This is a genomic window from Mangrovibacillus sp. Mu-81, from assembly GCF_036867415.1.
GTDB lineage: Bacteria > Bacillota > Bacilli > Bacillales > Bacillaceae_B > Rossellomorea.
This window is the reverse complement of sequence record NZ_JBAJHU010000004.1, coordinates 88,724-114,675: the sequence shown is the minus strand read 5'-3', so window position 1 is coordinate 114,675 and position 25,952 is coordinate 88,724. Positions and strand designations below refer to the sequence as shown.

The following is a 25,952-nucleotide window of genomic DNA, read 5'->3' as shown; positions in this document are numbered from 1 at the left end:
ACAGTATAAAAATTCTATACGACTAATAAAAAAGAACTGCTTCAATAGTGGAAGACAAACTATTGAAGCAGTTCTTTTTTGTGTGAATGGATATTAAAGGGAGTTAGTACCTAAGTGTATCGAGAAATATACAGGATATGAAAGGAATGTGACGCATACTTGTCCATATGCGAGGTCAGTGACTGTCACCTTTAATTATGCGTAATTATAAATAATTATTAGGATATTTGAATTTTGAGAATTTTCTCTTTTGTTGATACAATTATGAAAGATATATGGTACATAAAAAAGGGGGACTTCAAAGAGTGAAGAAATTGACAGGTTTATTGGTAGTGTTATTCGTACTGATCCTCTCTGCATGCGGAGGGAAAGCGGAAACAGAAAGCGGAGCAAAGCTTGTAGAAGAAGGAAAGCTGATATATGCAGCTTCAGGTGAGTTTAAGCCCTTCAGTGTAACCGAGGGAGACGGTACGATGTCAGGATTTGATATCGAGGTTGCCGAAGCCGTTGCCAAGGAACTCGGACTTGAGCCTGAACAAAAGAAATTCAAGTTTGCAGGAATCGTGGAAGGAGTTAAGTCGGGCCGCTTCGATGTAGCGGTGGCCAGTCATACGATTACGGAAGACCGATTGAAGGAAGTGGACTTCTCGACTCCGTATTACTATTCGGGACCTCAGATCTTCGTCCGTCCCGACAGTGATGTACAAACATTGTCAGACCTTGAGGGTAAAGAGATTGCCGTATCAAAAGGATCCACTTATGCAGATACTGCGAAAGAAGTGACAGACAGCATCCAGCAATACGATAGTGATGTCGTTGCACTTGAAGCCTTGAACAAAGGGAAGCATGATGCCGTCATCACTGACTTCATCACAGGTAAAGAGGCGATTGCTTCTGGATTGAAGATTGAAGCGCGTGAACTGATCGGACGCAGCGAGCAGGCAATCGCGGTAGGGAAAGAAAATGAACAGCTTCTGAAAGATATCAATAAAGCACTGGAGAAGCTGAGAGAAGACGGCACATTGAAAAAAATCAGCGAAAAGTATTTCAAAACTGACATCACAACAGACCCGGAAGAGTAAGCGCAGCATGATGATAAGCGAATGTGCTTCGTGTGCACATTCGCTTTTTTTATCGATTGGCCGCTTTGTCCAGACACAAGCAAATAGTTGAATGGAGGGACATTCATGCATTTTCTCGAAACCTTTGCAGATACATATGACATATTTTTAAAAGGGATGCTGCTGACATTTCAGTTGACGGTCGTATCCGTATTGATTGCCATTGTAATTGGACTATTTTTTGCATTTTTAAAGATTTCAAAAGTGAAGCCGCTGGAACTTTTGGCAGATTTATATATCTTTGTCGTCCGGGGCACACCGTTGATCGTACAGATCTTTATTTTCTATTTTGGATTGACCGCACTTCATATTTCAGGATTCTGGTCGGTCGTTCTCGGTCTTGCCTTCCATAATGGGGCCTATATAGCTGAAATCTTCAGGGGCGCCATTCAATCCATCGACCGCGGTCAGATGGAAGCGGGCCGCTCGCTTGGAATGTCAAACGGATTGACCATGAGAAGGATCATCTTGCCACAGGCATTTCGCAGAGCCCTGCCGCCACTCGGGAATCAGTTTATCATCGCATTAAAGGATTCTTCTCTTGCATCCTTTATCGGTATGTTTGAGCTCTTCAGCGTCGCCACGACCTTGGGATCAAATAACTTCGACTATATGACATACCTGTTAATCGTTGCAATCTATTACCTGGTTCTAGTCCTGGTGTTCTCGACGATTGTCAATGTAATCGAAAAACGTATGTCTGTCAGTGATTAACGATGGAGGGATGAAAATGAGTCAGGAAATGATCAAGGTTGAAAAGTTGAATAAATCCTTCGGGGACTTGCATGTACTGAAGGATATTGATATGGACGTGAGGGAAAGCGAGGTTGTCTGCTTAATCGGTGCCAGCGGATCGGGTAAAAGCACGCTGCTTCGCTGCCTGAATTTCCTGGAATTGAAAGATAACGGTAAGGTGATTTTTGAAGGGGAGGTAGTGAATCAGGATACACATGATTTAAATGAAATCCGTCAAAAAGTGGGGATGGTCTTTCAGCACTTCTATCTCTTCCCTCATATGACGGTTTTGGAGAACGTCATGGAAGCACCTGTACATGTAAAGCGTGTCCCGAAAGCACAAGCCAGGAAAGATGCACAGGAATTATTGAAAAAAGTCGGATTGGCTGAAAAGGAAAACGTCTATCCTTCGAAGCTTTCGGGCGGGCAGAAGCAGCGTGTTGCAATCGCAAGGGCACTTGCCATGAAACCGGATATCATGTTGTTCGATGAACCTACATCCGCACTCGACCCTGAACTTGTCGGCGAGGTGCTGGCTACAATGAAAGAACTTGCCCTAGAGGGGATGACAATGGTCGTCGTCACTCACGAAATGGGATTTGCCCGCGAAGTGGGGGATCGCGTCGTTTACATGCATGACGGCAGAATCGTAGAAGAAGGCTATCCAAAAGAAATGTTCTCAAATCCAAAAGAACAAAGAACAAAAGAATTCCTGGATTCTGTTCTTTAATATTAAAGGCCATTCCCTTAAAGTACTTTGTTACATTTTGGGATGGGCCTTTTTTGTTCAGTTATTGCTTAGTGTTGCTTGATACCGGTTCCAGCAGTTGATTGGAGTGCAGGACGAAGACTCCTGCGGGAGAAGTGGCCAATGTGAGACCTGTCCAGCTCTGGCGACTAGAGGCTCGAGACATAAGCCAGGGCATCCAAAAAGGTAAAAGGCGCCTTTGTGGCTGCCCTGTCTTATGCTTGTCGCTTCTGAGCAAGCCGCCTCCGCTTTTCTGCCCGCAGGGATGTACGACCGAGGAGGCTCACGGGTCACCCGCGGAAAGCGAAGTCTTGCACGGAAATCAACTGCGGTATTTAACAGCATTTTTATTTTTTCCTGATGAATAATAAATAAACGCCGACAGCGATGATGACAATCGGCCAGAACTCCCATGCAGATCCGACCTGTCCTTTAATTAAGCCGAGATAGCCCATCACTTTATCATAAAATAATAGAATAATAGACAAGATCAAGAAGAGAATGCCTTGAAATAACCCATTCCCTGTTTTTTGGTATCGCAGCAGAAAACCCAACGAAATGATCAAGATGAATGTCCCCATGTGATCCGGCCATATATCCAGCTTATTTACAACGTGAAAATGCAGGCCGAATCCGACAAGGATGGTACCCGGCAAGATAGCCTCATAATCACGTGCACCATAGCCCTGACCTAAAAAGGCAATGCCGACTATCATAAGCAGGGTGGGCCATGTGAAAAACTCCTGAAACAGGACAATATTCGCCTGCTGCAGATAAAAGTAAAGTCCAAAACCAATTAGTATCAATCCCGGAAATATCCTTTGCTGTTTCATGATCGTCCTCCAATAATCCTTTGCAATGAAATAAGTAAATCATAATCCTTCGAAATGCGAGTGAGCAGTTAGGTTTATTTTCGTCAAAATGAGGAAAAATGGTAGAGAGAAGCTTATACTCATACTTTATACGCCGAAAATAGTGTGAATCCTTTCCATTACTTGATTCTTTCAGCTTGTTTTGTTAACCTACATTAGTAGGAAATGTCGAATTTTAAGAGAAATGAAACGGTTTTCAAAGATCATACGATGGAATCCGATCTTTACGGCTGATTTTTTTATATGGTACATCATAACATAGCCAGGTTTCAATTTCTGTTCACATTTACGGACAAAGGATACTTAACGGACATGTTATACTTAAGGTAATGATTTTATTGGGGGTGTAATGCATAGCATGTATACGATTGTCGTTGGTTTAAATTATAAAACGGCCCCTGTTGAGATTCGTGAGCGTTTATCATTCAATGAAACTGATCTTCCATTTGCTATGAGAGCGTTGAAGGAAAAGAAAAGCATTCTGGAGAATGTCATCGTTTCCACTTGTAACAGAACGGAAGTATATGCAGTAGTCGATCAGCTTCACACAGGTCGTTATTATATTAAAGATTTTTTATCTCAATGGTTTGATATAGATAAAGAGGAGTTCACCCCGTATTTGTTCATCTATGAACAAGAAGGAGCGGTCGAACACCTTTTTAAAGTGTCTTGCGGTCTGAATTCAATGGTCCTTGGTGAAACGCAGATACTCGGACAGGTGCGTACAAGCTTCTTCACTGCACAGGAAGCCGGTTCAACAGGAACGGTATTCAATCATTTGTTCAAGCAGGCAGTGACAGTGGCGAAAAAAGCCCATTCCGAAACTGAAATCGGTTCTAATGCCGTATCGGTCAGCTATGCAGCGGTCGAGCTTGCAAAAAAAGTATTCGGCAGCCTTGAAAACAAGCATGTACTGATTCTTGGAGCAGGTAAAATGGGAGAGCTTGCAATCAAGAACTTACATGGCAGCGGTGCAACGAAGGTAACAGTCATTAACCGGACGTTTGAAAAAGCACAGACACTTGCCGATCGGTTCGAAGGAAATGCAAAGACGCTTCAGGAACTTCAATGTGCACTCGTCGAGGCGGATATCATGATCAGCTCCACCGGCGCAAAGGACTTTGTGATTTCGAAGGAAACAATGTCGGTCGTTGAAAGCATGAGAAAAGGACGTCCGCTCTTCATGGTGGATATTGCCGTTCCCCGTGACCTTGATCCTTCCATCGGCGAATTAGAGAGTGTCTTCCTCTATGACATCGATGACCTGGAGGGAATTGTACAAGCCAACCTGGCTGAACGTAAAAAAGCAGCCGAACACATAGAATTGATGATCGAAGCCGAGATCGTTGCGTTTAAAGACTGGTTAAACATGCTCGGGGTTGTGCCGGTCATTTCGGCCCTGAGACAAAAAGCGTTATCGATACAGGCTGACACGATGGAAAGCATCGAGCGTAAAATGCCCAACTTGACAGACAGGGAACGAAAAGTGTTGAGCAAACATACGAAAAGCATCATTAATCAATTGCTGAAAGACCCGATTTCACAAGCGAAAGAACTTGCTGGCCTGCCTGATGCCGATGATAAACTGGATTTATTCGTTTCCATTTTCAATATTGAGAAACAAGTGCAGGAACAGACACAACTGAAAGCAGCCAATGAGAAGAGTGAAACGGGACCGAACTTCACTCCGCAACCTACTTTTCATGCTTAAGTGAGGTTATTGTCTATGTTTGAACAAACGATGACTAGGCTGCACGAACTGATGATTGTTCTGTATGCTATTAGTATTCTGTTTTATTTTATAGATTTTTTAAACAAAAACCGGAAGGCAAATCTTTTTGCCTTCTGGCTGCTTGCAATTGTTTGGGTCCTTCAAACAATTTTTTTATTTCTTTACATGATCAATACAGGCAGGTTCCCAGTCCTCACGATTTTTGAGGGACTTTATTTTTATGCCTGGGTACTGATTACACTGTCGCTGGTCATCAACCGGCTGCTCAGGGTCGACTTTACCGTCTTTTTCACCAATGTACTGGGGTTCATCATCATGGCCATACATACCTTTGCACCCGTCCAGGTGGAATCGCAGGCGATGGCGGAGCAGATGGTGTCTGAACTTCTTCTGATCCACATCACGATGGCGATTCTTTCTTACGGCGCATTTTCATTGTCCTTTGTATTTTCACTTCTCTACCTTCTGCAATTCAAGCTGCTGAAAGAGAAAAAGTGGGGACAGAGGCTGTGGAGGATCAGTGATTTGTCCAAACTGGAGAAGATCTCTTATATCCTGAACTCGATCGGGGTTGCCATGCTTCTGCTCAGTCTGATTCTCGGTATGCAATGGGCATTCATCAAGCTTCCGGATTTCATATTGTATGACCCGAAGATCATAGGATCATTCATTCTATTAATTTTATATAGTACGTATTTATATTTGAGGATAAAGAAGAACGTTTTTGGCAAATCATTGGCATTGCTTAATGTCGCGGCTTTCTTGATCATCTTGATCAATTTCTTCTTGGGGAGCCGGCTTTCATCTTTTCATTTCTGGTATTCATAAGCTTTCAGGAGGTTATTATGAGAAAAATCATTGTTGGATCTAGACGCAGCAAATTAGCACTTACTCAAACAAATTGGGTGATCGATCAGCTGAAGGCAATCGATCCCGCCTATGACTTCGAAGTGAAGGAAATCGTGACAAAAGGGGATCAAATCCTTGATGTCACTCTTTCCAAGGTTGGAGGAAAAGGTTTGTTTGTGAAAGAAATCGAGCAGGCGATGCTCGATAAAGAGATCGATATGGCGGTTCACAGCATGAAGGATATGCCGGCCGTTCTGCCTGAAGGACTCACAATCGGATGTATACCGGAACGTGAAGATCACCGTGATGCGTTCATCAGTAAGAATCATGTTGCGCTGAAAGATCTTCCTTCGGGTGCCATTGTCGGCACCAGCAGTTTGCGAAGAGGGGCGCAGGTTCTGTCAGTGCGTCCAGACCTGGAAATAAAATGGATCCGCGGAAATATCGATACACGCCTTTCAAAGCTGCAAAATGAAGATTATGATGCCATCATCCTGGCAGCAGCAGGACTCTCGAGGATGGGTTGGACGAGTGATGTCGTGACTGAATTCCTTGATCCCGATCTTTGCCTGCCTGCAGTCGGTCAGGGAGCGCTCTCGATTGAATGCCGTGAAGATGATGCAGAACTTCTTGATTTACTAAAGCATTTCTCGGACGAAGAAACGACTCAGACGGTCACAGCGGAAAGGGCTTTCCTTCATAAAATGGAAGGCGGATGCCAGGTTCCGATCGCTGGTTATGCAGAATTGAAAGATAATGGAGAAGTCGCACTGACCGGCCTCGTGGCGTCGCCGGACGGTCATACTATCTACAAAGAGTATATGATGGGCACAGATCCCGGGACAGTCGGTGAAAGAGTAGCGGAAAGCTTGACTGAACTTGGCGCGAAAGCCTTGATTGACCGCGTCAAAGAGGAGCTGGATCAATAATGGATGGTGAAAAGCCTTTAGATCAATTAAAGGTACTCATCACCAGGGGAAGAGAGGGAGCCAAGGAATTGAGCTCCCTTATTGAAGGTAACGGAGGGGTTCCGGTGGCGGTCCCACTCCTTGACTTCAAACCGTATGTTGACCCGCGCGAAGCGACGTTCATAGCGTCGATACATAACTATCAATGGATCATCTTCACAAGTAAAAATGGTGTTGCTTTCTTTCTTGAAAAATTGAAGGCGTATCACATCAACGTATCCTCATTCTCTGCAAAAATCGCTGCAGTAGGGACAAAAACGAAAAAATTCTGTGAAATGCATGGTCTTTCCGTTACATTCGTCGCCGATGATTTTACCGGGGATGACTTAGTACGGCAGTTCATTTCTGAGAGGAATCCATCGGGTAATATCCTTGTGCCAAAAGGGAATCTTGCGCGAAATGTCATTGCGGCGGAATTGAAAGAGGCTGGTGTCCATTGTGACGAATGGATCATATATGAAACGATCTTCCCCCAAGAAAGCATCGAAAAGCTGAAAGAGATCATCGAAACGGGGGGCGTGGATATTTTGACGTTCACAAGTTCATCGACTGTCCGTCATTTTATGAAGGTGGTCGAAGGAAACGACCTATATGAGAAAATCAGCAAACTCCCTGCAGCCTGTATAGGTCCGCTCACCAAAAAGACGGCTGAAGAGTGCGGATTGCATGTAAAAATATGCCCAAACACGTATACTGTAGATGAAATGGTTACAGAAATCATACAGTTTGTTTCTGCAGCCGGCAGCCAATCATGATAACCCTATCTATTGGAGGTTTTAAAGTGAAAGATATAATGTTCAACCGTCATCGCCGATTAAGACAAACAGAAAATATGCGTTCCCTGGTAAGGGAAACACATCTTAGAAAAGAAGATTTGATTTACCCGCTATTTGTGGTCGAGGGTGAGAATATCCGTAACGCAGTATCATCGATGCCTGGTGTCTTCCATATTTCCATGGATAACTTAAAAGCCGAAATGGATGAGATCGTCTCACTGGGTATTAAATCGATCATTCTTTTCGGTGTACCGGCAGAGAAAGACGATCTCGGTAAGCAGGCTTATCATGAGCATGGAATCGTTCAGAGAGCGACCCGATTTGTGAAAGAGCTTTACCCTGAAATGGTCGTCGTGGCAGATACGTGCCTGTGTCAGTATACTAGTCACGGCCACTGCGGAATTGTTAAAGAAGGAAAAATCCTGAATGATCCAACGCTTGACCTGCTGGCGAAAACGGCAATAAGTCAGGCGGAAGCAGGCGCGGATATCATCGCCCCTTCGAACATGATGGACGGCTTTGTCGCTGCGATCCGCCGCGGCTTGGATGAAGCAGGATTTACAGAAGTACCGATCATGTCATACGCAGTCAAGTATTCTTCCAGTTTCTACGGACCATTCCGTGATGCCGCTCATTCCACACCTCAATTCGGTGACAGAAGAACGTATCAAATGGATCCTGCAAACCGATTGGAAGCATTGCGCGAGGCACAGTCCGATATCGAAGAAGGAGCAGATTTCCTGATTGTCAAACCTGCTCTATCCTATATGGATATCATGAGAGAAGTGAAGGATCGTTTCAACGCCCCGGTTGTTGCTTATAATGTAAGCGGGGAATACAGCATGGTCAAAGCCGCTGCAGAAAATGGCTGGGTCAACGAGAAGGAAATCGTGATGGAAAAACTGACAAGCATGAAGCGGGCAGGGGCAGACCTGATCATCACGTATTTCGCAAAAGATGCAGCAGGGTGGCTGTCCTAAAACCAGTTCATCATTCCTGAATATCTTTAAAGGAGGAAATCGGATGCGTACATTTGAAAAATCACAAGCAGCATTCAAAGAAGCAAAAAAACTAATGCCAGGCGGTGTCAACAGTCCCGTCCGTGCATTTAAATCAGTCAAGATGGATCCCATTTTCATGGAGAGGGGAAAAGGGTCCAAGATCTATGACATCGACGGTAATGAATACATCGATTACGTCCTGTCATGGGGACCGCTCATCCTGGGACACAGCAATGACCGTGTAGTGGAATCGATCAAGAAAGTGGCAGAAAGCGGGACAAGCTTTGGAGCTCCGACTGAAATCGAAAACAAACTCGCCCAATTGGTCATCGACCGTGTACCAAGCATTGAAATCGTCCGTATGGTTTCTTCCGGGACGGAAGCGACCATGAGTACACTTCGTCTTGCACGCGGATATACCGGCCGAAATAAAATCATCAAGTTCGAAGGCTGCTATCACGGCCACGGAGATTCACTCTTGATCAAAGCAGGTTCCGGAGTGGCAACGCTTGGTCTGCCTGACAGCCCGGGTGTGCCTGAAGGAGTAGCGAAAAATACGATTACCGTTCCATACAATGATCTTGAAAGCATCCGTTATGCATTCGAACAATATGGTGACGATATCGCAGGTATCATCGTAGAGCCGGTAGCAGGAAATATGGGAGTTGTCCCTCCTAAGCCAGGGTTCCTGGAAGGGCTTCGTGAAATCACTGAACAGCACGGTTCACTATTGATCTTTGATGAAGTCATGACCGGTTTCCGTGTAGGATACGGCTGTGCTCAAGGCTTTTTCAATGTGACACCTGATTTGACTTGTTTAGGAAAAGTGATCGGCGGTGGACTTCCCGTAGGAGCTTATGGCGGAAAAGCCGAAATCATGGAACAGATCGCACCGAGCGGACCGATCTATCAAGCGGGAACCCTGTCAGGAAATCCGCTGGCTATGACAGCCGGTTATGAAACGCTCAGTCAATTGACACCTGAAAGCTATGAAGAATTCGGGCGCAAAGCCGATCTTCTGGAAGACGGGCTGAAGAAAGCGGCTGAAAAACATGGCATCCCTCACACAATCAATCGTGCAGGTTCGATGGTCGGATTATTCTTCACAAATGAAGAAGTGAAGAACTATGAAGGGGCAAAGTCCTCCGACCTGGAAATGTTCGCAGATTATTACCGGGAGATGGCGAATGAAGGAGTATTTCTACCACCCTCACAATTCGAAGGTCTGTTCTTATCGACAGCCCACAGCGATGAAGACATCGCCAAGACAATTCAAGCAGCAGAAAGAGCATTTGAGAAAATTAGTAAGAAATAATGATATGAGAAGAGGCTGGGACAGAAGTGTTTTAGTCTAAATCAAACCCGAACTAATTTGAATTCAAGGATTCAAGTAAGTTCGGGTTTTTATTCAACTGTTCATTTAGTATATAGCCTGTTCCAGCGGTTGATTGGAGTGCAAGACGTAGAATCCTGCGGGAAAAGTAACTTATGTGAGACCTGTCCAGCTCCGGCGGCTAGAGGCTCGAGGTCATAAGTCAATCAAGCCAAAAAGGCAAAAAGCGCCTTTCCGGCTTGCTCGTCTTATGCTTGTCGCCTCTGAGCAAGCCGCCTCCGCTTTTCTAATTGTCCAGCTCCGGGGCTTAGAGGCACATGTCATAAGTCAACTCGTCCAAGAAGGCAAAGAACGCCTTCGTGGCCGATTCGCCTTATGCCACACACCTCTGAGCAAACCCCCTCCACTTTTCTTACCCGCAGGAGCGAACGCGACGAGGAGGCTCACGGGCTACCCGCGGAAAGCGAAGTCTTGCACGGAAATCATTAGCGGCATTTAGAGTCTACACTCAAAATGTACACCTCTAGATAGATGTTTTTTTGTTTTGTCCCAGCCTATTTTTATTTTGATTCAAGGAACGGAAATCAATTGCGGTGTTAGAAGGGGGAGCTCTATTTTCTAAAACTTCTGCATCTCTATCATATTTCTCCCATTCAAATCATAAAGTGATAATGACATTGTCATACATTTCTTTGGTTTGGAACTTGAAAGGAGGAATTTCTTTGTCACAAGATCAACAATCGTGCCTGCGATTTTCTTTGGAAGAATCAATTTGGTTCAAAAAAGGACAGGAAGTTGAAGAATTGCTATCTATCTCCTTAGATCCACATATAACGATACAAGAACAGGAACAGTACGTCCTCATTAGGGGAACACTCGATTTATCAGGTGAATACCTGCCGAGCAGTCCAAGGGCTGAAGACGATGATGATCAATCTGAAGAAAGCGGTAAATTCGTTCAGATTGTAGAGAAAAGGGAAAGAGGGGAAAATGAATTTGTTCATCGTTTCCCTGTGGATGTGACGATCCCGAAAAACCGGATTGCCAACTTAGGGGACATTGATGTGTATGTGGAATCCTTTGATTATGTCGTGCCGGAAAATGCCTGCTTGAAACTGAATGCTGATTTGACCATCACAGGGATTTACGGTGAACAGCAGACCCATACCCCGCTTGAAGTGGAGTATAAGGAAGAAGAACTCTATGCCCCTCTGTATCGATCAGAAGCGTTTGCGGAAACACCTGTTGAAGAAGAGGAGGCAGTAAGACTTCAATACAATGATGCAGATGAGGATGAGAACGAAGAATCTGAAGATGACCAGTACGAAAATGATGATTCTGAAGAGGAATCAGCAGATGATTCTAAGGAAGATGATGAATATCAGCCATTCTCGCTGGAAGGGAGGACGCCACCTGCAGGTGAAGAGGATGAAATACCGGTTCAAATCCAGTATGATTCACATCCTTCCCATGAAGAAAGTTACTTCCGGAAAGAAAATGTATTCGAACTTCCGGAGCATGAATTAAGCGAATCTTCCCAGGAACAGGAAATACCTCCGCCTGCAGTTGAACAGAAGAAGATGCAAACTCCTGCACCGGTTCAGCAACAGTTGAAAGAAGAAGAGGAAGAAGAGTCGTCTTCGATGGAAGCGGAATTGGAAAGTGCTGAAGAACCAGCGGATAAAAAGAAAAAAATCAAAGGGAAGAAAAAATATGAAAGCATTTCGCTGACTGATTTCTTTGCAAGGAAAGAAGAGGAACGAGGTGCAAAACTCAGGGTGTGCATTGTACAGGAAGGGGAAACCCTCGATCACATTGCTGAAAAATATGATTTGACGATCGCCCAGCTTTTACGGGTCAATCATCTGGAAGCAAATCAAGAAGTATATGGCGGCCAGGTGCTCTATATTCCAAATGAAGAGCCGGTGTTCAAGATATAAGTTAAAAATGAACCAGAATGATAAATCAGGACTGACACCAACATACTGGCGGCAGTCCTTTCTTTTATATAATGGGGTCCAGTGAACGGGAATAAAGATGGGGAGGTGAACTATATGCAGACCATCGACAGTTTAAAACCTGTCTTGCAGCCATACGGAGTAGAACCTTTTTTTGTGGAAGACACAGGGAAGGTATGCAGGGTGTACTCGAACAAAGGGACGCTTGCGGTCAAACACATACCTGCTGAAAACGGTGTGGATTTCGTCAGGAACGTCCAGACACTCTTTCAAAGGGGATACAACCGGATCGTCCCCATTTATCCGACCATGGATGGAAGGTATGGTGTCTGGCACGAAGGAGAACTATTCTATTTGATGCCGTGGCTGAACAATCAGGAGAAGGAAGATCGATTTGAAAAACATCAGAAACTGTTCCGCGAACTAGCCAGGCTTCATACGATATCCTCGCAGGATGTGAAGATAAACAAAGAAGAAAGGGAATCACATTATGAACAGTTGACTTCAAGATGGGAAAAGGAACAGCAGTTTCTTGATGAATATGTGGAAACGTGCGAGAAGACAGCCTATATGTCCCCGTTTCAATATCACTTTTGTATGTTTTATAAAGATGTGTCACAGGCACTTAAGTTTTCACGGAAGATGCTCGACGAGTGGTATGAGAACACTAAGGAACTTGAAAAGGTGAGGACGGTCATCATTCATGGAAAAGTGTCGACCGAACATTTCCTATTCGACGACAGGGGATTGGGGTATTTCCATAACTTCGAAAACTCGAAAATCGCTTCGCCTTTTCACGACTTGCTGCCTTTTCTCTCCAGAACATTGAAGACGTACCCCAAGTATTATGACGAATGTGTAGAGTGGCTGGAAACGTACTTTCACCATTTTACCGTCCGAAACGAGGAAAGACTGCTGTTCATGAGTTATTTAGCCTATCCAAGTTCAGTGATTGCAGTGGTAGAAAAATATTTTCATACTGCCAAAGGGAAGAGGAATGAGCGGAAATCGCTTAAGAAACTGCAGCGTCACTATTGGCTTCTTAAAAATACCGAATATGTTGTCATGCGTCTGGATGAAATGGAAAAAAAGAAGCAGGAGCAGTCAGCCGAAACAGAATAAAAAAAGAACTGACGAAGACTGCATTCGTCAGTTTTTTAAATCCAATCGAAGTAAATGGCCAGGCCGATACCGATGAACAGGGTCAATAGGAGGACATCGAATGTGGTTGGAAGCAAAATGGTGCGGATCCCTTGAAAGACAGTGAAGGGTATGATGAATTGCTTACATATTAACCGGGCATTCCCCATCCACTTCTGCAAGGTGTATTGATTGATTTTTTTCATAATTATCCACTCACTTTCCTGGGTGAATTCACTACTTTATCTTATGATTTCAGTACGGAAGGGTGCCTGAGGCAGGCGGATTGAATATTTTTCAGTAAAATTGGCGAGAATGATTGACGAAAGTTCAGTAAATCCTATACTATAGTGAGTACATAAATAATTTTAAAAGCGTTGAACAGGAAGAGTACATTGCCCCCCGCTTTAAGAGAGGAAAATCATTTGCTGAGAGATTTTCCAAGCGAAGACGATGGAAGGTCGCCTGAAGAGCTGCTTCTATGAAGACAGTAGTAGAAGCCGGTTAAAAGCCGTTATTGTTCATTGAGAGTTCAGGAGTATTTTATGGCTTCTGAGAAAAAAGGTGGTACCGCGAAACGAATCCTTCGTCCTTTTACAGGGCGAAGGATTTTTTGTGTTCCAAAAATAAATCACCTTTATAGAAAACGATAACGATTCAGGGAGGAAATCACATGGAAACTCAAGATCAATTATCGATGCCGACCAAATATAATCCCAATGCGATTGAGCAGGGAAGATACAAATGGTGGCTGGAAGGAAAGTTTTTTGAAGCGAAAAGCGATAAAGAGAAGGAACCGTATACGATCGTCATTCCGCCGCCGAACGTAACGGGCAAGCTTCACCTCGGGCATGCTTGGGATACGGCGCTTCAAGATATCCTGACAAGAATGAAGCGTATGCAGGGTTACGATGTATTATGGCTGCCGGGTATGGACCATGCAGGAATCGCCACACAGGCAAAAGTAGACGAAAAGCTGCGTAACCAAGGCATTTCAAGGCATGATATGGGACGTGAGAAATTCGTAGAAGAAACATGGAAATGGAAAGAAGAGTACGCAGAGCATATCCGTAAACAATGGTCGAAAATCGGATTGGGCCTTGATTACAGCCGTGAACGATTTACGCTTGATGAAGGCTTATCACAAGCCGTACAAAAAGTGTTCATTGATCTTTATAATAAAGGCTTGATTTACCGCGGTGAATATATCATCAACTGGGACCCTGCCACGAAAACGGCTCTATCCGACATCGAAGTGATCCACCAGGATGTTCAGGGTGCATTCTATCACATGAAGTATCCACTGGCTGATGGAAGCGGGCATATCGAAATCGCTACGACACGTCCAGAAACGATGCTTGGGGATACGGCTGTTGCTGTACACCCTGAAGACGACCGTTACAAGCATTTAATAGGTAAGAAGGTCACTCTTCCAATCGTTGGACGCGAAATACCGATTGTCGGTGATGATTATGTGGATATGGAATTTGGTTCCGGAGCAGTGAAAATCACGCCTGCTCACGACCCGAATGACTTTGAAATCGGGAACCGCCATAATCTTGAGCGCATCCTAGTGATGAATGAAGATGGCACGATGAATGAAAAAGCAGATAAGTATAAAGGGATGGACCGCTTTGACTGCCGTAAACAGATTGTCAAAGATCTTCAGGAAGCAGGCGTTCTGTTTAAAGTCGAAGAACATATGCATTCGGTAGGGCACTCAGAACGCAGCGGAGCGGTTGTAGAACCTTATTTATCCACACAGTGGTTTGTCAAGATGGATCCATTGGCTCAGGAAGCAGTCATACTCCAGGAACAGGAGAACAAAGTCAACTTTGTTCCTGACCGTTTCGAAAACTCTTATCTTCGCTGGATGGAAAATACACGTGACTGGTGTATTTCACGTCAACTATGGTGGGGACACAGAATCCCTGCATGGTACCACAAAGAAACAGGTGAAGAATATGTAGGTAAGGAAGCACCTGTTGACAGTGAAAACTGGACACAGGAAGAGGACGTTCTGGATACATGGTTCAGCTCAGCGCTTTGGCCATTCTCCACAATGGGCTGGCCGGATACTGATTCTGAAGACTTTAAGAGATACTACCCGACCAGTACCCTGGTAACGGGCTACGATATCATCGGTTTCTGGGTTTCCCGCATGATTTTCCAAGGTCTTGAGTTTACAGGGGAGCGCCCATTCAAAGATGTATTGATCCACGGTCTCGTTCGTGCTGAAGATGGACGCAAAATGAGTAAATCCCTTGGAAATGGTGTCGATCCGATGGAAGTCATCGAGAAGTATGGTGCAGACTCACTGCGTTACTTCTTATCGACAGGCAGTTCACCTGGTCAGGACCTGCGCTTCTCATTCGAGAAAGTGGAATCGGTTTGGAACTTTGCCAATAAAATCTGGAATGCATCACGCTTTGCATTGATGAACATGGATGGAATGACCTATGAAGAGATTGATCTGAGCGGAGAGAAATCCGTAGCGGATAAATGGATCCTTACCCGTTTGAATGAAACGATCGAAAACGTTACACGTCTTGCAGACCGTTATGAATTCGGCGAAGTGGGAAGAATCCTTTATAACTTCATCTGGGATGACTTCTGTGACTGGTATATCGAAATGGCGAAGCTTCCTTTATACGGTGAAGACGAAGCGGCCAAGAAAACCACCCGTTCGATTCTCGCATACGTTCTCGACAACACAATGCGGCTTCTGCATCCGTTCATGCCGTTTATTACCGAGGAAATTTGGCAGAACCTGCCGCATAAAGGCGAATCGATCACGGTTGCAGCCTGGCCGGAAGTAAAAGAAGAACTTACCGATGCAGATGCCTCCGAAGAAATGAAACTGCTCGTGGAAATCATCAGGGCTGTACGTAATGTCCGTGCAGAGGTAAACACGCCGATGAGCAAACAAATCAAACTTATCCTGAAAGCGAAGGATGAAAAGATCCTGCGTACGCTGGATAAAAATAAAGCGTATATCGAGCGTTTCTGTAATCCGGAACAATTGGATATGGGGACAGATATTACACCTCCGGAAAAGGCGATGACTGCAGTCGTGACGGGAGTTGAATTGTTCCTTCCATTACAAGGACTGATCAACATCGATGAAGAAGTCGCCCGCCTTGAAAAAGAACTTGAGAAGTGGACGAAAGAGGTAGCGCGCGTACAAGGAAAATTGAATAACGAAAAGTTCGTAAGCAAAGCTCCTCAAAAAGTAGTAGACGAAGAAAAAACCAAAGAAAAAGACTATCTGGAGAAGCAGGCAACAGTAAAAGCGAGAATCCAGGAACTGAAAACTGTATAAGAACGAACTCAGAAGGCTTGGGAGAAGGAGTCTAATTGTATGGGGATGGCCCCTGAAAGCAGCTAGGCTCCCCTCCTGCCTTTTTTTGATTGGAGTGAAGCAGAATTGGATACATATGAAGAAGCAGTGGGGTGGATTCATGCGCGTCTCAGACTTGGAATCAAGCCGGGGCTGCAAAGGATGAACCATCTGTTAAAGGAGCTTGGAAATCCGCATGAAAGCATTAAATCCGTCCATATAGGCGGAACTAACGGGAAAGGATCGACGGTCACTTATTTACGTCATATCCTGCAGGAGGCAGGCTATTCGGTCGGCACATTCACCTCTCCATATTTCGAACGGTTCAATGAACGTATTTCTGTTAATGGAAACCACCTCTCCGACCAAGATCTTATTTCTCTTGTTTCCCTCATTAAACCGATTGCTGAAGGAATGAAAGAAAGTGAGTGGGGGGAACCGTCCGAGTTCGAAATCATTACGGCGATGAGCATGGTCTATTTTGCAGAAACGGCAAAGCCGGATCTCGTTCTATTTGAAGTCGGACTTGGCGGCAGATTGGACTCTACAAATGTGATCAATCCGCTTGTTTCGGTCATTACAAGTATCGGGATGGATCATATGCAGTTCTTAGGGGATTCAATCGAGGAAATCTCGTTTGAGAAAGCCGGGATCATCAAACCCGGTGTACCGGTGATATCCGGTGTAATACAGCCTGAAGCAATAAATGTAATCATGGAAACGGCAAAAGAGAAGGGAAGTCATGTCTTTCAAGCAGAGAAGGATTTTCATACCGAGCGGGCTTCCATCTTGCATAACGGGGAAAGTTTTCAATACGAATCATCCGGCCGGAGTTCATCCTACGAGATTGCCATGATGGGGGCACATCAAGTAAAGAATGCAGCCATCGCCTTAAAAACCGCAGAGTTACTTCGGTCTCAACATGAAATCACCTATACAGATGCAGAACTGAAAGCAGGATTGAAAAATGCATACTGGCCGGGCAGATTGGAATTGGTCAGTGAAAAGCCGGCGGTCATCTTGGACGGCGCTCACAATCCTGAAGGGATTCAGGCCCTGGTGACGACGATCAAGGAACGTTTTCCAACTGAAAATGTGACGATCCTCTTTTCTGCTTTAAAGGATAAAGAACTGAAACATATGATCGAATTGCTTGAGGAAGCAGCATCGATCATAAGTTTCACTTCCTTTTCTTTTCCCAGAGTAGCGGAGGCGGAAGAATTATTCGCCCTATCCGATCATCCCTGTAAAGAGAAGACAGGGGACTGGCAGCATTATATAGAAGAAAAGCTGGAATCGATGGGTGATGATGAGGTGTTATTTATCACGGGCTCTCTCTACTTTTTATCAGAAGTCAAACCTGTACTTCTCCAGAAGTTAGAAAATTCTAGAAAAAACAAGTGACTTTATTCATTTACTCTGATAAAATATTCTTAAACTTGTGACTATTTAACTATTTTAGTGTGCGATAGCATATCATGTAAATTGAGGAGGATAGAGATGCAGCTTTCACTTAACAAGAAACTTTGGATACTTTTTGCGTGGCTGGCCATCGTACCTGCCGGCCTGTATTATACGTATCAATTCTATCCTCCTCAAAATGTCGAAGGCAATGGGTGGGAACTGTTCACGCTCGTGTTGTTTGCCACATTCATCCCGCTCATGCCGATCGTCATCAACGGCTCCACCATCTTCTTTATCCAGTGGGTAACCCTTGTAGGATTCTTAAAGTACGGTTTATTCGTGGAAATCGTCCTGATGCAGTTTTCGATCATCCCTTTATTGATCCGCCTTCGGATGGCCAAAACAGATTGGCACAGGGCGCCTTTAAATTCCCTCATGTTTTTTCTTGTTTCTATTTCAAGCGGTTTAATTTATTTTCTGCTTGGAGGTGAAATTGGTGCGACAGGTATAGGGGAAATGCTTCCTGCCGCCTTGGGTTACCAAGTGGCATCCATCATGATTAATCAATTCCTTCTATTAGCCTACCAGCGTTATGTAGTCGTGAACGATATCCGTTTTTACAGCAAAGATTTTATCTGGGATTTCATTGCGAATATGATCATGTTCCCAATGTCCCTTTCACTGTATTTCCTCACTTTTCAAATAGGTCCATTTGCCTCGCTGCTGATTGGTATTCCATTCATTAGTTTATCGATGATATTAAAAATGTATAATTCCTCAGAGAAAATTAATGAATACCTTCAAAAAGCCGGAGAAATCGGGCATCAGTTAACAGAAAGCCTAAAGGTAGTAGAAGTTCTCGATATCTTTCTGGAAAAGATCATCGAAACCCTTCCAGTGGAGTATGCGTACATCCTGGACTGCAAAGGCGATGAACTGATCCTTTTAAGAAGGGTAGAAAGCAGGGAGAAGGATCTGCACAAATTCCCGGCATTGAAAAAAGGGAGGGGCATCAGCGGCATGGTATGGAATTCCGGCAAATCGGTCATTTACGGCTCCCGTTCTGAATGGGGAGGGTTGGCAGATGGTTATATGCCGGCCGGAGTGGAAAGCGTTTTATGTGTACCGATCGTGAGAAGTCAGAAAGTGAGGGGGATCCTCCTCCTGGCCTCTTCCAAAAAGCGTGCATATGAAAAGTTCCAGTTGATGATCGTTGAAATTCTGTGCTCCTATTTCGGTGTGGCCATCGAAAACGCGAGACATCATGAACAAACAAAGAAAAACAGTGAAAGATGTGCCTTGACCAATCTTTATAATTACCGTTATTTTGAAGACATGCTGTCACTTGAATTCAATGAACTCGAGAAGGGGAGCAGGACCTCGTTGTCGCTCATCATGCTCGATCTCGATCACTTCAAAGTCATCAATGATAACTATGGTCATCAAAGCGGAAATGAAATCCTGATAGAACTTGCGGAAAGATTATGCAAGTTGATTGGACCAATAGGCACCGTAGCGAGGTATGGCGGGGAAGAGTTTGTCATCCTTTTGCCGGACACAGAAAGAGATGATGCGATCAGGCTTGCGGAACGGGTCAGACAGACTATCGCGAACCGCCCTTTTGTGCTTCACGATACACTACAAGCATCAAATAGAAAGTTGATGGTCAGGATTACCGCAAGTATCGGAGTTGCCTCCGCACCACAAGATGCAGATGATACGATGGCGTTGATCCGCCATGCCGACAGGGCCCTGTATACGGGGGCGAAGCAGGCAGGACGTAACCGTGTGGCCGAATATGTGAAATAAGGGGAGACACCTTCAGGCTAAGCCTCGAGGTGTTTTTTCTTTTCTGGTGAAAAATCATAGTCGTTTTGCCCTGTTTTTTTTGAGATGGCAAGCAATCCTTTTGTTTCATTTTTAATCGTTGTGTAATAAAATAGTAATAGTTGAAATTTGTAGAATTCTAGCGAAATGTGAACCGTTTGAAAGGGGGACTATAATGAACACGATCCTATTTGCCGCCGCTGCCTATCTTTTCTTACTGCCGTTACTGAAATTCATTCCTGTAAAGTTAGCGGTTAAACAGAAAGTGATCATTTCTTCCCTCTCATTTTGTATAGCCATACTGTCTCTGATCGGCGGTGAGTTCCTCCCGCTGATCAGTTTGATTGCCCTAGTGATCCTGTTGACAGGTCTGACCGCCTATTTTGTTGAGTCAAGACTTCAGAACCTAACAGCCTTGCAGCCCGATCCTCAACCAGAGAGCATCCCTTCCGCCGTCCGACACCATGAACCCATTGTCTATGAAACTACTGATGAGAATTTAACCGATTACGATCGGGAGCCAGCCCTGAGTGAAGGATTTGAAGAAGAATCCTTTGCAGAGGGTGGAGATGGATATATTGATGAATTGAATTGGGAAGTCAGTCAGCAGGAACAGACTGTTGATGATGAGATTCTGGCCATACAGGACCGCAAAATGATGAACGGGGTGGATGAGCTCTCTGTACTCGAAAAAAGGATTCCGGATCGTACAGTCGAACCCGCTTCATTTGATGAGGACGAAGAAGAAGAATATAATCGTTTGTTTTCAGGGATGGAAAGATAAATTCACAATCAGACAGGAGGTCCCTCAATGAAAAAAAGGTTCCATACAAGTACCGTTTTTTTAGTGTTATGCACCGTGTATCTGGTCGGTTCTGCCCATTTAGGGGCCAAGTTGTATGACCGGTTTTTCCATACTGAAAGCGTTTCTGCCAGCGGAATGATCATTGCCGGAATGGAGATGGCAAATGAAAGCAGGAGTGGAATAAAAAATAAATTGAACAAAGAAATTCATGTCTGGAAAGAGAATCAGGATTTGAAGGCTGCTTATTTAGACGAAGAGGTGCGCATTTCTTCAGAAGTATTTCAGTTTGATGTTAATGCAAGCGTTGACAAGGCTGTAAATGGGGAAAATTCTCCCCTGATTATACATATAGATGAAGAGCGATTCCTTGAACTATTGACATCGCTTGGGATGGATATGGACATGCTCGATATAGATAAGCTGCAAGAAGCAGTGATGGTAAAGGCTTCAATGCTTGACAGTGATGTGAAGAAATTTGCTCTTGAAGATTTTATGAAGAGTCAGGCTGATGTGACGGTACTTGCTGAAAATGAGATAGGTGGCGTCGATTCGACTCCGGGACTTGAATCGTTTCTCTCTGCCTTTTCGGAAATCGTGATCGAGCCCTCATCCGCCTTCTCACTACTGAAATCGGTGGATGAGAAGCAGGTCACAAGTATGACGAGTGAAGAGCTGAGTGTCATATCGACAGGTTTATATGAAGTCTTGCTCTACTCTGATCTCCAAGTCATTCAGCGCCACCAGGGACGCTCGCTTCCTGAATATGCCGAGCTTGGATTTGAGGCAAAGGTTGATAGGGAACTTCAACAGGACTTGGTGTTCATCAATCCGACCGATCAGTCTGTTAAGATCAGGTTCGATCTGACCGGGGATACGCTGATCTTTGTTTTAGAAGGACCCCGTCTGCCTTACGAGGTGGAAATCTCAATAGAGAACAAGCAGAGCATCGAACCCCGGGTGATCAAACAATACAGCCCATATATGAATCAAGGGAAAACGAAAGTAAGGGCAGAAGGGAAAGATGGCGTACAGGCAGAAGTACGGAAGAGAATGGTCGCTTCCGGCGGGGAAGTATTGAAAGAAGAGTTGATTTCAAAGGACTATTATCCGCCTGTACACCGGGAAGAGCTCGTAAGTCTGGAAGAATATATGAACAATAAAGAGGATGCTTTACAAGAAAAGGAAGAACCCGCCGCTTCGACCGGGACTGGTGACGGCCAGACAGAAGAATCTGGCCTGCAGGAAAACGATGACACTGACAATGCAGTGGAAGATAAGGATGGTGAACAGGAATTGCTGAAAGTGAGTCCTGAAACTCAGCCTTCTGCTAATGGGGAAATTCAAGATCCTGATACGAAGTAATAGTAAAGTAGGGTGAAATGAAAATGCTACAAGACCGGAAACGATTAGGGGATTTATTAGTGGAAGCGGGACTGCTGACCGAGGAGAAGCTTCTGCAGGCTCTGGCAGAGAAAAGCAAAGATCAAAAACTCGGCGATGCCATCCTTCAAAAGGGATATATCACGGAACAGCAATTGATTGAAGTGCTCGAGTTTCAATTGGGCATCCCTCACGTCAGCTTATTCCGTTATCCATTTGATCAAAAGCTGTTTCATCTGATTCCTAAAGAGATGGCGAAACGGAACTTGATCATTCCGCTGAAAAAAGAAGGGGACAAGCTGTTTGTAGCAATGGCCGATCCAATGGATTTCTATGTGATTGAGGATTTGCGGTTATCTACTGGATTTTTTATCGAAACAGCAATTGCGACGAAAGATGACATCCTTCGCTCGATCAATAAATTCTATGATATGGACGAAAGCTTTGAAGAGTTGAAAGGTCTCGGGAACGAACCGCAGACAGAGCAGGATGAAACCATACAGGATCAGGATTCGCCGATAGCCCGGCTCGTGAATCAAATCCTCTCGAATGCGATGACCCAGAAGGCAAGTGACATCCATATCGATCCCCAGGACACGAGGGTGCTGATCCGGTACCGGGTCGACGGCATCCTGCGGACGGAAAGGGCGATCCCGAAACATATGCAGAGCATGCTGAGCGCCAGGATTAAAATCATGTCCCAGCTCGATATCACGGAGCACCGGATCCCCCAGGATGGACGGATCAAGACGAATATCGATTTTCGTCCCATCGATTTAAGGGTTTCGACGCTGCCGACCATTTATGGGGAAAAGATGGTGCTCAGGATCTTAGACTTGAGTTCGTCGCTCAATGACCTGACCCAGCTGGGTTTCAATACGCTGAATATGAAACGATTTCAGTCCCTGATCGAACGTCCGACGGGCATTGTTCTCATCACCGGACCTACGGGATCAGGTAAATCTTCTACCTTATATGCAGCCTTGAACAAGCTGAATAGTGAAGATGTCAATATCATTACCGTAGAAGATCCGGTCGAGTATCAGCTTGAGGGGATCAATCAGATCCAGGTGAATGCAAATGTCGGGCTGACATTTGCTAAAGGCTTGCGGTCGATTCTGCGGCAGGACCCGAATATCATAATGGTCGGGGAAATCCGTGATAAAGAAACAGTGGAAGTGGCCATACGAGCTTCCCTTACCGGCCATTTAGTACTCAGTACGCTCCATACCAATGACTCTCTGACGACAATCACACGGCTCATCGATATGGGCGTGGAGCCTTTCCTTGTGGCCACTTCACTCAGTGGGATCGTGGCACAGAGATTGGTGCGGAAGGTGTGTCGTGACTGTGCTGCCGAGGAAATCCCGACAAGAAGGGAAACCGATATTTTCAAGCGGAGAGGGCTGACGATCGAGAAAATCAACCGCGGAAAAGGCTGTGCAGCCTGTAATATGACGGGATATAAAGGGAGGCTGGCGATTCATGAAGTGCTGGTCATCAATGAAGAAATGAAGAAGATCATCATGAACAATGAATCGCTGTCAACCTTAAGGGAAGCGGCTTACAGATCGAAAACGATCTTTTTATTGGATGATGGTTTATTGAAAGTGAAGCAGGGAATCACCACGACAGAGGAAATCCTCCGGGTTGCAATTGAGTAAAGAAGGTGAGCACTATGAAAGAACGCATCAATCATTTATTAAGAGCAGCATTTGAATTAAAGGCTTCCGACATCCATCTTACAGTGGGCTCCTCTCCTGTCTTCCGGATTCACGGAGATTTGAAGCGGTACGGACAGGAGTCACTGAAGCCGGACGATACAGAACAAATGGCGAAAGCCGTCGTCCCCGAAGAGTTATGGGGGGAATTTAAGGAACGGGGGGAACTTGACTTCTCTTACGCCATTCCCGGTGTCTCAAGGTTCAGGGTGAATGCATACCATCAGCGTTCGTGCATATCCATCGCCCTCCGAGTCGTACCGACAAAAATCCCGACGCTCGGCGAACTGGATCTTCCGGACGTACTGACGAAAATAGCGGAAAAGCCACAAGGGCTGGTGCTCGTCACCGGGCCGACAGGAAGTGGAAAATCCACGACATTGGCATCGATGATTCAATACATGAATCAAACGATGAGGAAGCATATCATCACACTCGAGGATCCGATCGAGTATTTGCACAAGCACGGTTCTTCAATCATCGATCAGCGTGAAGTCGGCTTTGACACGAAATCATTCGCATTTGGACTGCGCAGTGCTTTGAGGCAGGATCCAGATGTCATCCTCGTAGGTGAAATGCGGGATCTTGAAACGATTCATACGGCGATCACCGCGGCTGAAACCGGTCACCTCGTACTGGGGACCCTCCATACGTCGAGTGCCGTGTCCACGATCGAACGGATCATTGATGTCTTTCCTTCTGTACAACAGTCTCAAATCAGGGTACAGCTCGCTTCCGTCCTTCAAGGGATCATTGCGCAGCGTCTGCTACCGACTGCGGACCGGCAGGGGAGGGTGGCTGCAACCGAAGTGCTCCTGAATAGTTCTGCTGTCGCCAACTTGATCCGTTCTGAGAAAATCCATCAGATCCCGAGTGTCATGCAGACTTCAAGGTCGCAGGGGATGGAGCTTCTCCAATCGACGGTCAAACGATTTGTTGACACCGGAAGGATATCACGTGAAGTGGCGCAGCCTTATATTCAGGAGACCGTTTCTGTATGACCCGGTTCAAATATGAGGGTCGGGACAGAGCCGGAAGGAAGCGGGGATTCATTTCAGCTTCCTCTAGAAAAGAAGCAATGCTGAGACTGAAGAATCAGGGAATCCGGGTCATCTCTGCCGAAGAAGTTCCGGAAACACTTCTGACAAAAGAGATTACACTTGGTAATCCCGTCAAACTTCAGCAGATGGTCGTTTTCCTGCGGCAGTTTTCCACGCTGCTAAAAGCAGGTGTCACCGTCGTCGATGCGACGAGGATCCTCTCTGCCCAAACAAGCAGCAAACCACTGTCGAAGGTGCTTGCCGACATCGAGGTGGAATTGAGAGAAGGAAATCCGCTTTCCGATGCGTTTGCCAAGCATCGAAACGTATTCGAACCGCTGTTCATCAATATGCTGAAAGCTGGGGAAGCAACAGGAAGTCTGGATGAAACGCTTGAACGCCTTGGCGATCATTATGAAAAACAGCACAATACCCGCCAAAAAGTCATCGCTGCCCTGTCTTATCCCGCAGTGGTCGGCATCATTGCCATCGGTGTCGTCATTTTTCTGCTGCTTGCAGTCGTTCCCACCTTTGTCGATATGTTTGCTGAAATGGGAGGCGAGCTCCCGCTTATCACAAGGGCCGTACTCGGAGCGAGCGGGATCGTCCAGAGCTATTGGTATATCCTGCTGCTGTTGATTATTTCAGTTGCTGCAAGCATCACAGTGATTCGGAGAAAGAATGAAACGAAATATTATTTGGATTACGCCATTTTAAGGATACCAATTTTCGGCAGCCTGATTCAAAAAGCGGTACTGGCAAGAATGACAAGAACATTCAGTTCGTTGTTCTCAAGCTCGGTCCCCATCCTTCAGTCCATGCTCATCCTGGAAAAAGTGGTGGGAAATGAAGTGATAGCGAGAGTGATAAAGCAGTCGAGGGATTCACTCGAAAGCGGAGGCTCCCTCACCGGACCTATGAAAGAGCACTGGGCCATCCCGCCGCTCGTCTCGCATATGATTTCGATCGGGGAGGAGACGGGCTCGCTTGACGCCATGCTATCCAAAGTGGCCGACTTCTATGAAAAAGAAGTGGAAAACACGACGGATCAGCTTAAATCACTGATCGAGCCCTTGATGATCGTTGTTCTTGCAGGACTTGTCGGGACGATTGTCACAGCCATCATGGTTCCGATGTTTGAAATGTTTAACAACGTTCAAAATTTCTAGCAATACTGATAAAATTTTACACATTCTTACTAT

General features: G+C 45.2%; 21 protein-coding genes and 1 other annotated feature. Of the genes, 19 read left to right on the top strand and 2 right to left on the bottom strand.

Features of this window, described 5'->3' with window-relative positions; genetic code table 11:
* Positions 1 to 275 precede the first annotated feature (275 nt).
* From V6B33_RS11135 to V6B33_RS11125, 3 genes are all read left to right on the top strand, one after another.
* Positions 276 to 1,082, top strand: a complete 807-nt coding sequence (locus V6B33_RS11135) for a transporter substrate-binding domain-containing protein (protein WP_442915518.1) — start codon at positions 276 to 278, stop codon at positions 1,080 to 1,082.
* Between the two features lie 105 nt (positions 1,083 to 1,187).
* Positions 1,188 to 1,835 (top strand): amino acid ABC transporter permease, encoded by a 648-nt coding sequence (locus V6B33_RS11130; protein ID WP_334217826.1) that lies wholly within the window; start codon positions 1,188 to 1,190, stop codon positions 1,833 to 1,835.
* A 16-nt stretch (positions 1,836 to 1,851) separates the two neighbouring features.
* Complete coding sequence (locus tag V6B33_RS11125) at positions 1,852 to 2,586, top strand: amino acid ABC transporter ATP-binding protein (RefSeq protein ID WP_334217825.1); 735 nt, start codon at positions 1,852 to 1,854, stop codon at positions 2,584 to 2,586.
* A 365-nt stretch (positions 2,587 to 2,951) separates the two neighbouring features.
* Here the strand turns inward: V6B33_RS11125 and V6B33_RS11120 are convergent, their stop codons facing one another.
* On the bottom strand, positions 2,952 to 3,437 hold the full coding sequence (locus tag V6B33_RS11120; RefSeq protein ID WP_334217824.1) for a LiaI-LiaF-like domain-containing protein: 486 nt from the start codon (positions 3,435 to 3,437) through the stop codon (positions 2,952 to 2,954).
* Positions 3,438 to 3,834: 397 nt separating this feature from the next.
* On the opposite strand from V6B33_RS11120, the gene hemA reads away from it, so the two are divergent.
* From hemA to ysxE, 8 genes are all read left to right on the top strand, one after another.
* Positions 3,835 to 5,187 carry a glutamyl-tRNA reductase gene (gene hemA, locus V6B33_RS11115; protein ID WP_334218000.1) on the top strand — a complete coding sequence of 451 codons (1,353 nt, stop codon included), beginning with the start codon at positions 3,835 to 3,837 and terminating at the stop codon, positions 5,185 to 5,187.
* Positions 5,188 to 5,202: 15 nt separating this feature from the next.
* Entirely contained in the window at positions 5,203 to 6,036 is an 834-nt protein-coding gene (locus tag V6B33_RS11110; protein ID WP_334217823.1) for a cytochrome C assembly family protein, read from the top strand.
* A gap of 17 nt (positions 6,037 to 6,053) precedes the next feature.
* Positions 6,054 to 6,986 (top strand): hydroxymethylbilane synthase, encoded by a 933-nt coding sequence (hemC, locus tag V6B33_RS11105; RefSeq protein WP_334217822.1) that lies wholly within the window; start codon positions 6,054 to 6,056, stop codon positions 6,984 to 6,986.
* A complete protein-coding gene (locus V6B33_RS11100; protein ID WP_334217821.1) occupies positions 6,986 to 7,780 on the top strand; it encodes a uroporphyrinogen-III synthase in 795 nt (264 codons plus the stop codon). The genes hemC and V6B33_RS11100 overlap by 1 nt, the downstream gene beginning before the upstream one ends.
* A 26-nt stretch (positions 7,781 to 7,806) precedes the next feature.
* Positions 7,807 to 8,781, top strand: a complete 975-nt coding sequence (gene hemB / locus V6B33_RS11095; protein ID WP_334217820.1) for a porphobilinogen synthase — start codon at positions 7,807 to 7,809, stop codon at positions 8,779 to 8,781.
* Positions 8,782 to 8,824: 43 nt separating this feature from the next.
* A complete protein-coding gene (gene hemL, locus V6B33_RS11090) occupies positions 8,825 to 10,117 on the top strand; it encodes a glutamate-1-semialdehyde 2,1-aminomutase (RefSeq protein ID WP_334217819.1) in 1,293 nt (430 codons plus the stop codon).
* Positions 10,118 to 10,857: 740 nt separating this feature from the next.
* Positions 10,858 to 12,075, top strand: a complete 1,218-nt coding sequence (spoVID, locus tag V6B33_RS11085) for a stage VI sporulation protein D (RefSeq protein ID WP_334217818.1) — start codon at positions 10,858 to 10,860, stop codon at positions 12,073 to 12,075.
* Between the two features lie 114 nt (positions 12,076 to 12,189).
* Positions 12,190 to 13,215 carry a spore coat protein YsxE gene (gene ysxE, locus V6B33_RS11080; RefSeq protein WP_334217817.1) on the top strand — a complete coding sequence of 342 codons (1,026 nt, stop codon included), beginning with the start codon at positions 12,190 to 12,192 and terminating at the stop codon, positions 13,213 to 13,215.
* Positions 13,216 to 13,250: 35 nt separating this feature from the next.
* Here the strand turns inward: ysxE and V6B33_RS11075 are convergent, their stop codons facing one another.
* Positions 13,251 to 13,439 carry a hypothetical protein gene (locus tag V6B33_RS11075; RefSeq protein ID WP_334217816.1) on the bottom strand — a complete coding sequence of 63 codons (189 nt, stop codon included), beginning with the start codon at positions 13,437 to 13,439 and terminating at the stop codon, positions 13,251 to 13,253.
* 162 nt (positions 13,440 to 13,601) lie between these two features.
* Positions 13,602 to 13,830, top strand: a binding site (T-box leader).
* A gap of 76 nt (positions 13,831 to 13,906) precedes the next feature.
* Between V6B33_RS11075 and V6B33_RS11070 the strand changes: the two genes are divergently transcribed.
* From V6B33_RS11070 to V6B33_RS11035, 8 genes are all read left to right on the top strand, one after another.
* On the top strand, positions 13,907 to 16,555 hold the full coding sequence (locus tag V6B33_RS11070; RefSeq protein WP_334217815.1) for a valine--tRNA ligase: 2,649 nt from the start codon (positions 13,907 to 13,909) through the stop codon (positions 16,553 to 16,555).
* A gap of 105 nt (positions 16,556 to 16,660) precedes the next feature.
* A complete protein-coding gene (locus V6B33_RS11065) occupies positions 16,661 to 17,977 on the top strand; it encodes a bifunctional folylpolyglutamate synthase/dihydrofolate synthase (protein WP_334217814.1) in 1,317 nt (438 codons plus the stop codon).
* 96 nt (positions 17,978 to 18,073) lie between these two features.
* Complete coding sequence (locus tag V6B33_RS11060; RefSeq protein WP_334217813.1) at positions 18,074 to 19,786, top strand: sensor domain-containing diguanylate cyclase; 1,713 nt, start codon at positions 18,074 to 18,076, stop codon at positions 19,784 to 19,786.
* Between the two features lie 193 nt (positions 19,787 to 19,979).
* On the top strand, positions 19,980 to 20,588 hold the full coding sequence (locus V6B33_RS11055) for a hypothetical protein (RefSeq protein WP_334217812.1): 609 nt from the start codon (positions 19,980 to 19,982) through the stop codon (positions 20,586 to 20,588).
* Positions 20,589 to 20,615: 27 nt separating this feature from the next.
* The gene (locus V6B33_RS11050; RefSeq protein WP_334217811.1) at positions 20,616 to 21,971 is read left to right on the top strand and encodes a VanW family protein; all 1,356 of its coding nucleotides are present in this window, start codon (positions 20,616 to 20,618) and stop codon (positions 21,969 to 21,971) included.
* Positions 21,972 to 21,994: 23 nt separating this feature from the next.
* Positions 21,995 to 23,653 (top strand): GspE/PulE family protein, encoded by a 1,659-nt coding sequence (locus V6B33_RS11045; protein WP_442915517.1) that lies wholly within the window; start codon positions 21,995 to 21,997, stop codon positions 23,651 to 23,653.
* Between the two features lie 14 nt (positions 23,654 to 23,667).
* A complete protein-coding gene (locus tag V6B33_RS11040) occupies positions 23,668 to 24,711 on the top strand; it encodes a type IV pilus twitching motility protein PilT (protein WP_334217809.1) in 1,044 nt (347 codons plus the stop codon).
* Positions 24,708 to 25,919: a type II secretion system F family protein gene (locus V6B33_RS11035; protein WP_334217808.1), complete on the top strand. Its 1,212-nt coding sequence runs from the start codon at positions 24,708 to 24,710 to the stop codon at positions 25,917 to 25,919. The genes V6B33_RS11040 and V6B33_RS11035 overlap by 4 nt, the downstream gene beginning before the upstream one ends.
* The last annotated feature ends 33 nt before the right edge of the window (positions 25,920 to 25,952 follow it).

Bases quoted from the DNA above. Each gene is read 5' to 3' on its own strand.
- hemA (WP_334218000.1), top strand. From the start codon at position 3,835: ATGTATACGATTGTCGTTGGTTTAAATTATAAAACGGCCCCTGTTGAG.
- V6B33_RS11040 (WP_334217809.1), top strand. From the start codon at position 23,668: ATGAAAGAACGCATCAATCATTTATTAAGAGCAGCATTTGAATTAAAG.
- V6B33_RS11045 (WP_442915517.1), top strand. From the start codon at position 21,995: ATGCTACAAGACCGGAAACGATTAGGGGATTTATTAGTGGAAGCGGGA.
- V6B33_RS11100 (WP_334217821.1), top strand. From the start codon at position 6,986: ATGGATGGTGAAAAGCCTTTAGATCAATTAAAGGTACTCATCACCAGG.
- V6B33_RS11070 (WP_334217815.1), top strand. From the start codon at position 13,907: ATGGAAACTCAAGATCAATTATCGATGCCGACCAAATATAATCCCAAT.
- hemC (WP_334217822.1), top strand. From the start codon at position 6,054: ATGAGAAAAATCATTGTTGGATCTAGACGCAGCAAATTAGCACTTACT.
- V6B33_RS11120 (WP_334217824.1), bottom strand. From the start codon at position 3,437: ATGAAACAGCAAAGGATATTTCCGGGATTGATACTAATTGGTTTTGGA.
- V6B33_RS11060 (WP_334217813.1), top strand. From the start codon at position 18,074: ATGCAGCTTTCACTTAACAAGAAACTTTGGATACTTTTTGCGTGGCTG.
- V6B33_RS11035 (WP_334217808.1), top strand. From the start codon at position 24,708: ATGACCCGGTTCAAATATGAGGGTCGGGACAGAGCCGGAAGGAAGCGG.
- V6B33_RS11110 (WP_334217823.1), top strand. From the start codon at position 5,203: ATGTTTGAACAAACGATGACTAGGCTGCACGAACTGATGATTGTTCTG.
- V6B33_RS11055 (WP_334217812.1), top strand. From the start codon at position 19,980: ATGAACACGATCCTATTTGCCGCCGCTGCCTATCTTTTCTTACTGCCG.
- V6B33_RS11130 (WP_334217826.1), top strand. From the start codon at position 1,188: ATGCATTTTCTCGAAACCTTTGCAGATACATATGACATATTTTTAAAA.
- hemL (WP_334217819.1), top strand. From the start codon at position 8,825: ATGCGTACATTTGAAAAATCACAAGCAGCATTCAAAGAAGCAAAAAAA.
- V6B33_RS11135 (WP_442915518.1), top strand. From the start codon at position 276: ATGGTACATAAAAAAGGGGGACTTCAAAGAGTGAAGAAATTGACAGGT.
- ysxE (WP_334217817.1), top strand. From the start codon at position 12,190: ATGCAGACCATCGACAGTTTAAAACCTGTCTTGCAGCCATACGGAGTA.
- V6B33_RS11050 (WP_334217811.1), top strand. From the start codon at position 20,616: ATGAAAAAAAGGTTCCATACAAGTACCGTTTTTTTAGTGTTATGCACC.
- V6B33_RS11075 (WP_334217816.1), bottom strand. From the start codon at position 13,439: ATGAAAAAAATCAATCAATACACCTTGCAGAAGTGGATGGGGAATGCC.
- V6B33_RS11125 (WP_334217825.1), top strand. From the start codon at position 1,852: ATGAGTCAGGAAATGATCAAGGTTGAAAAGTTGAATAAATCCTTCGGG.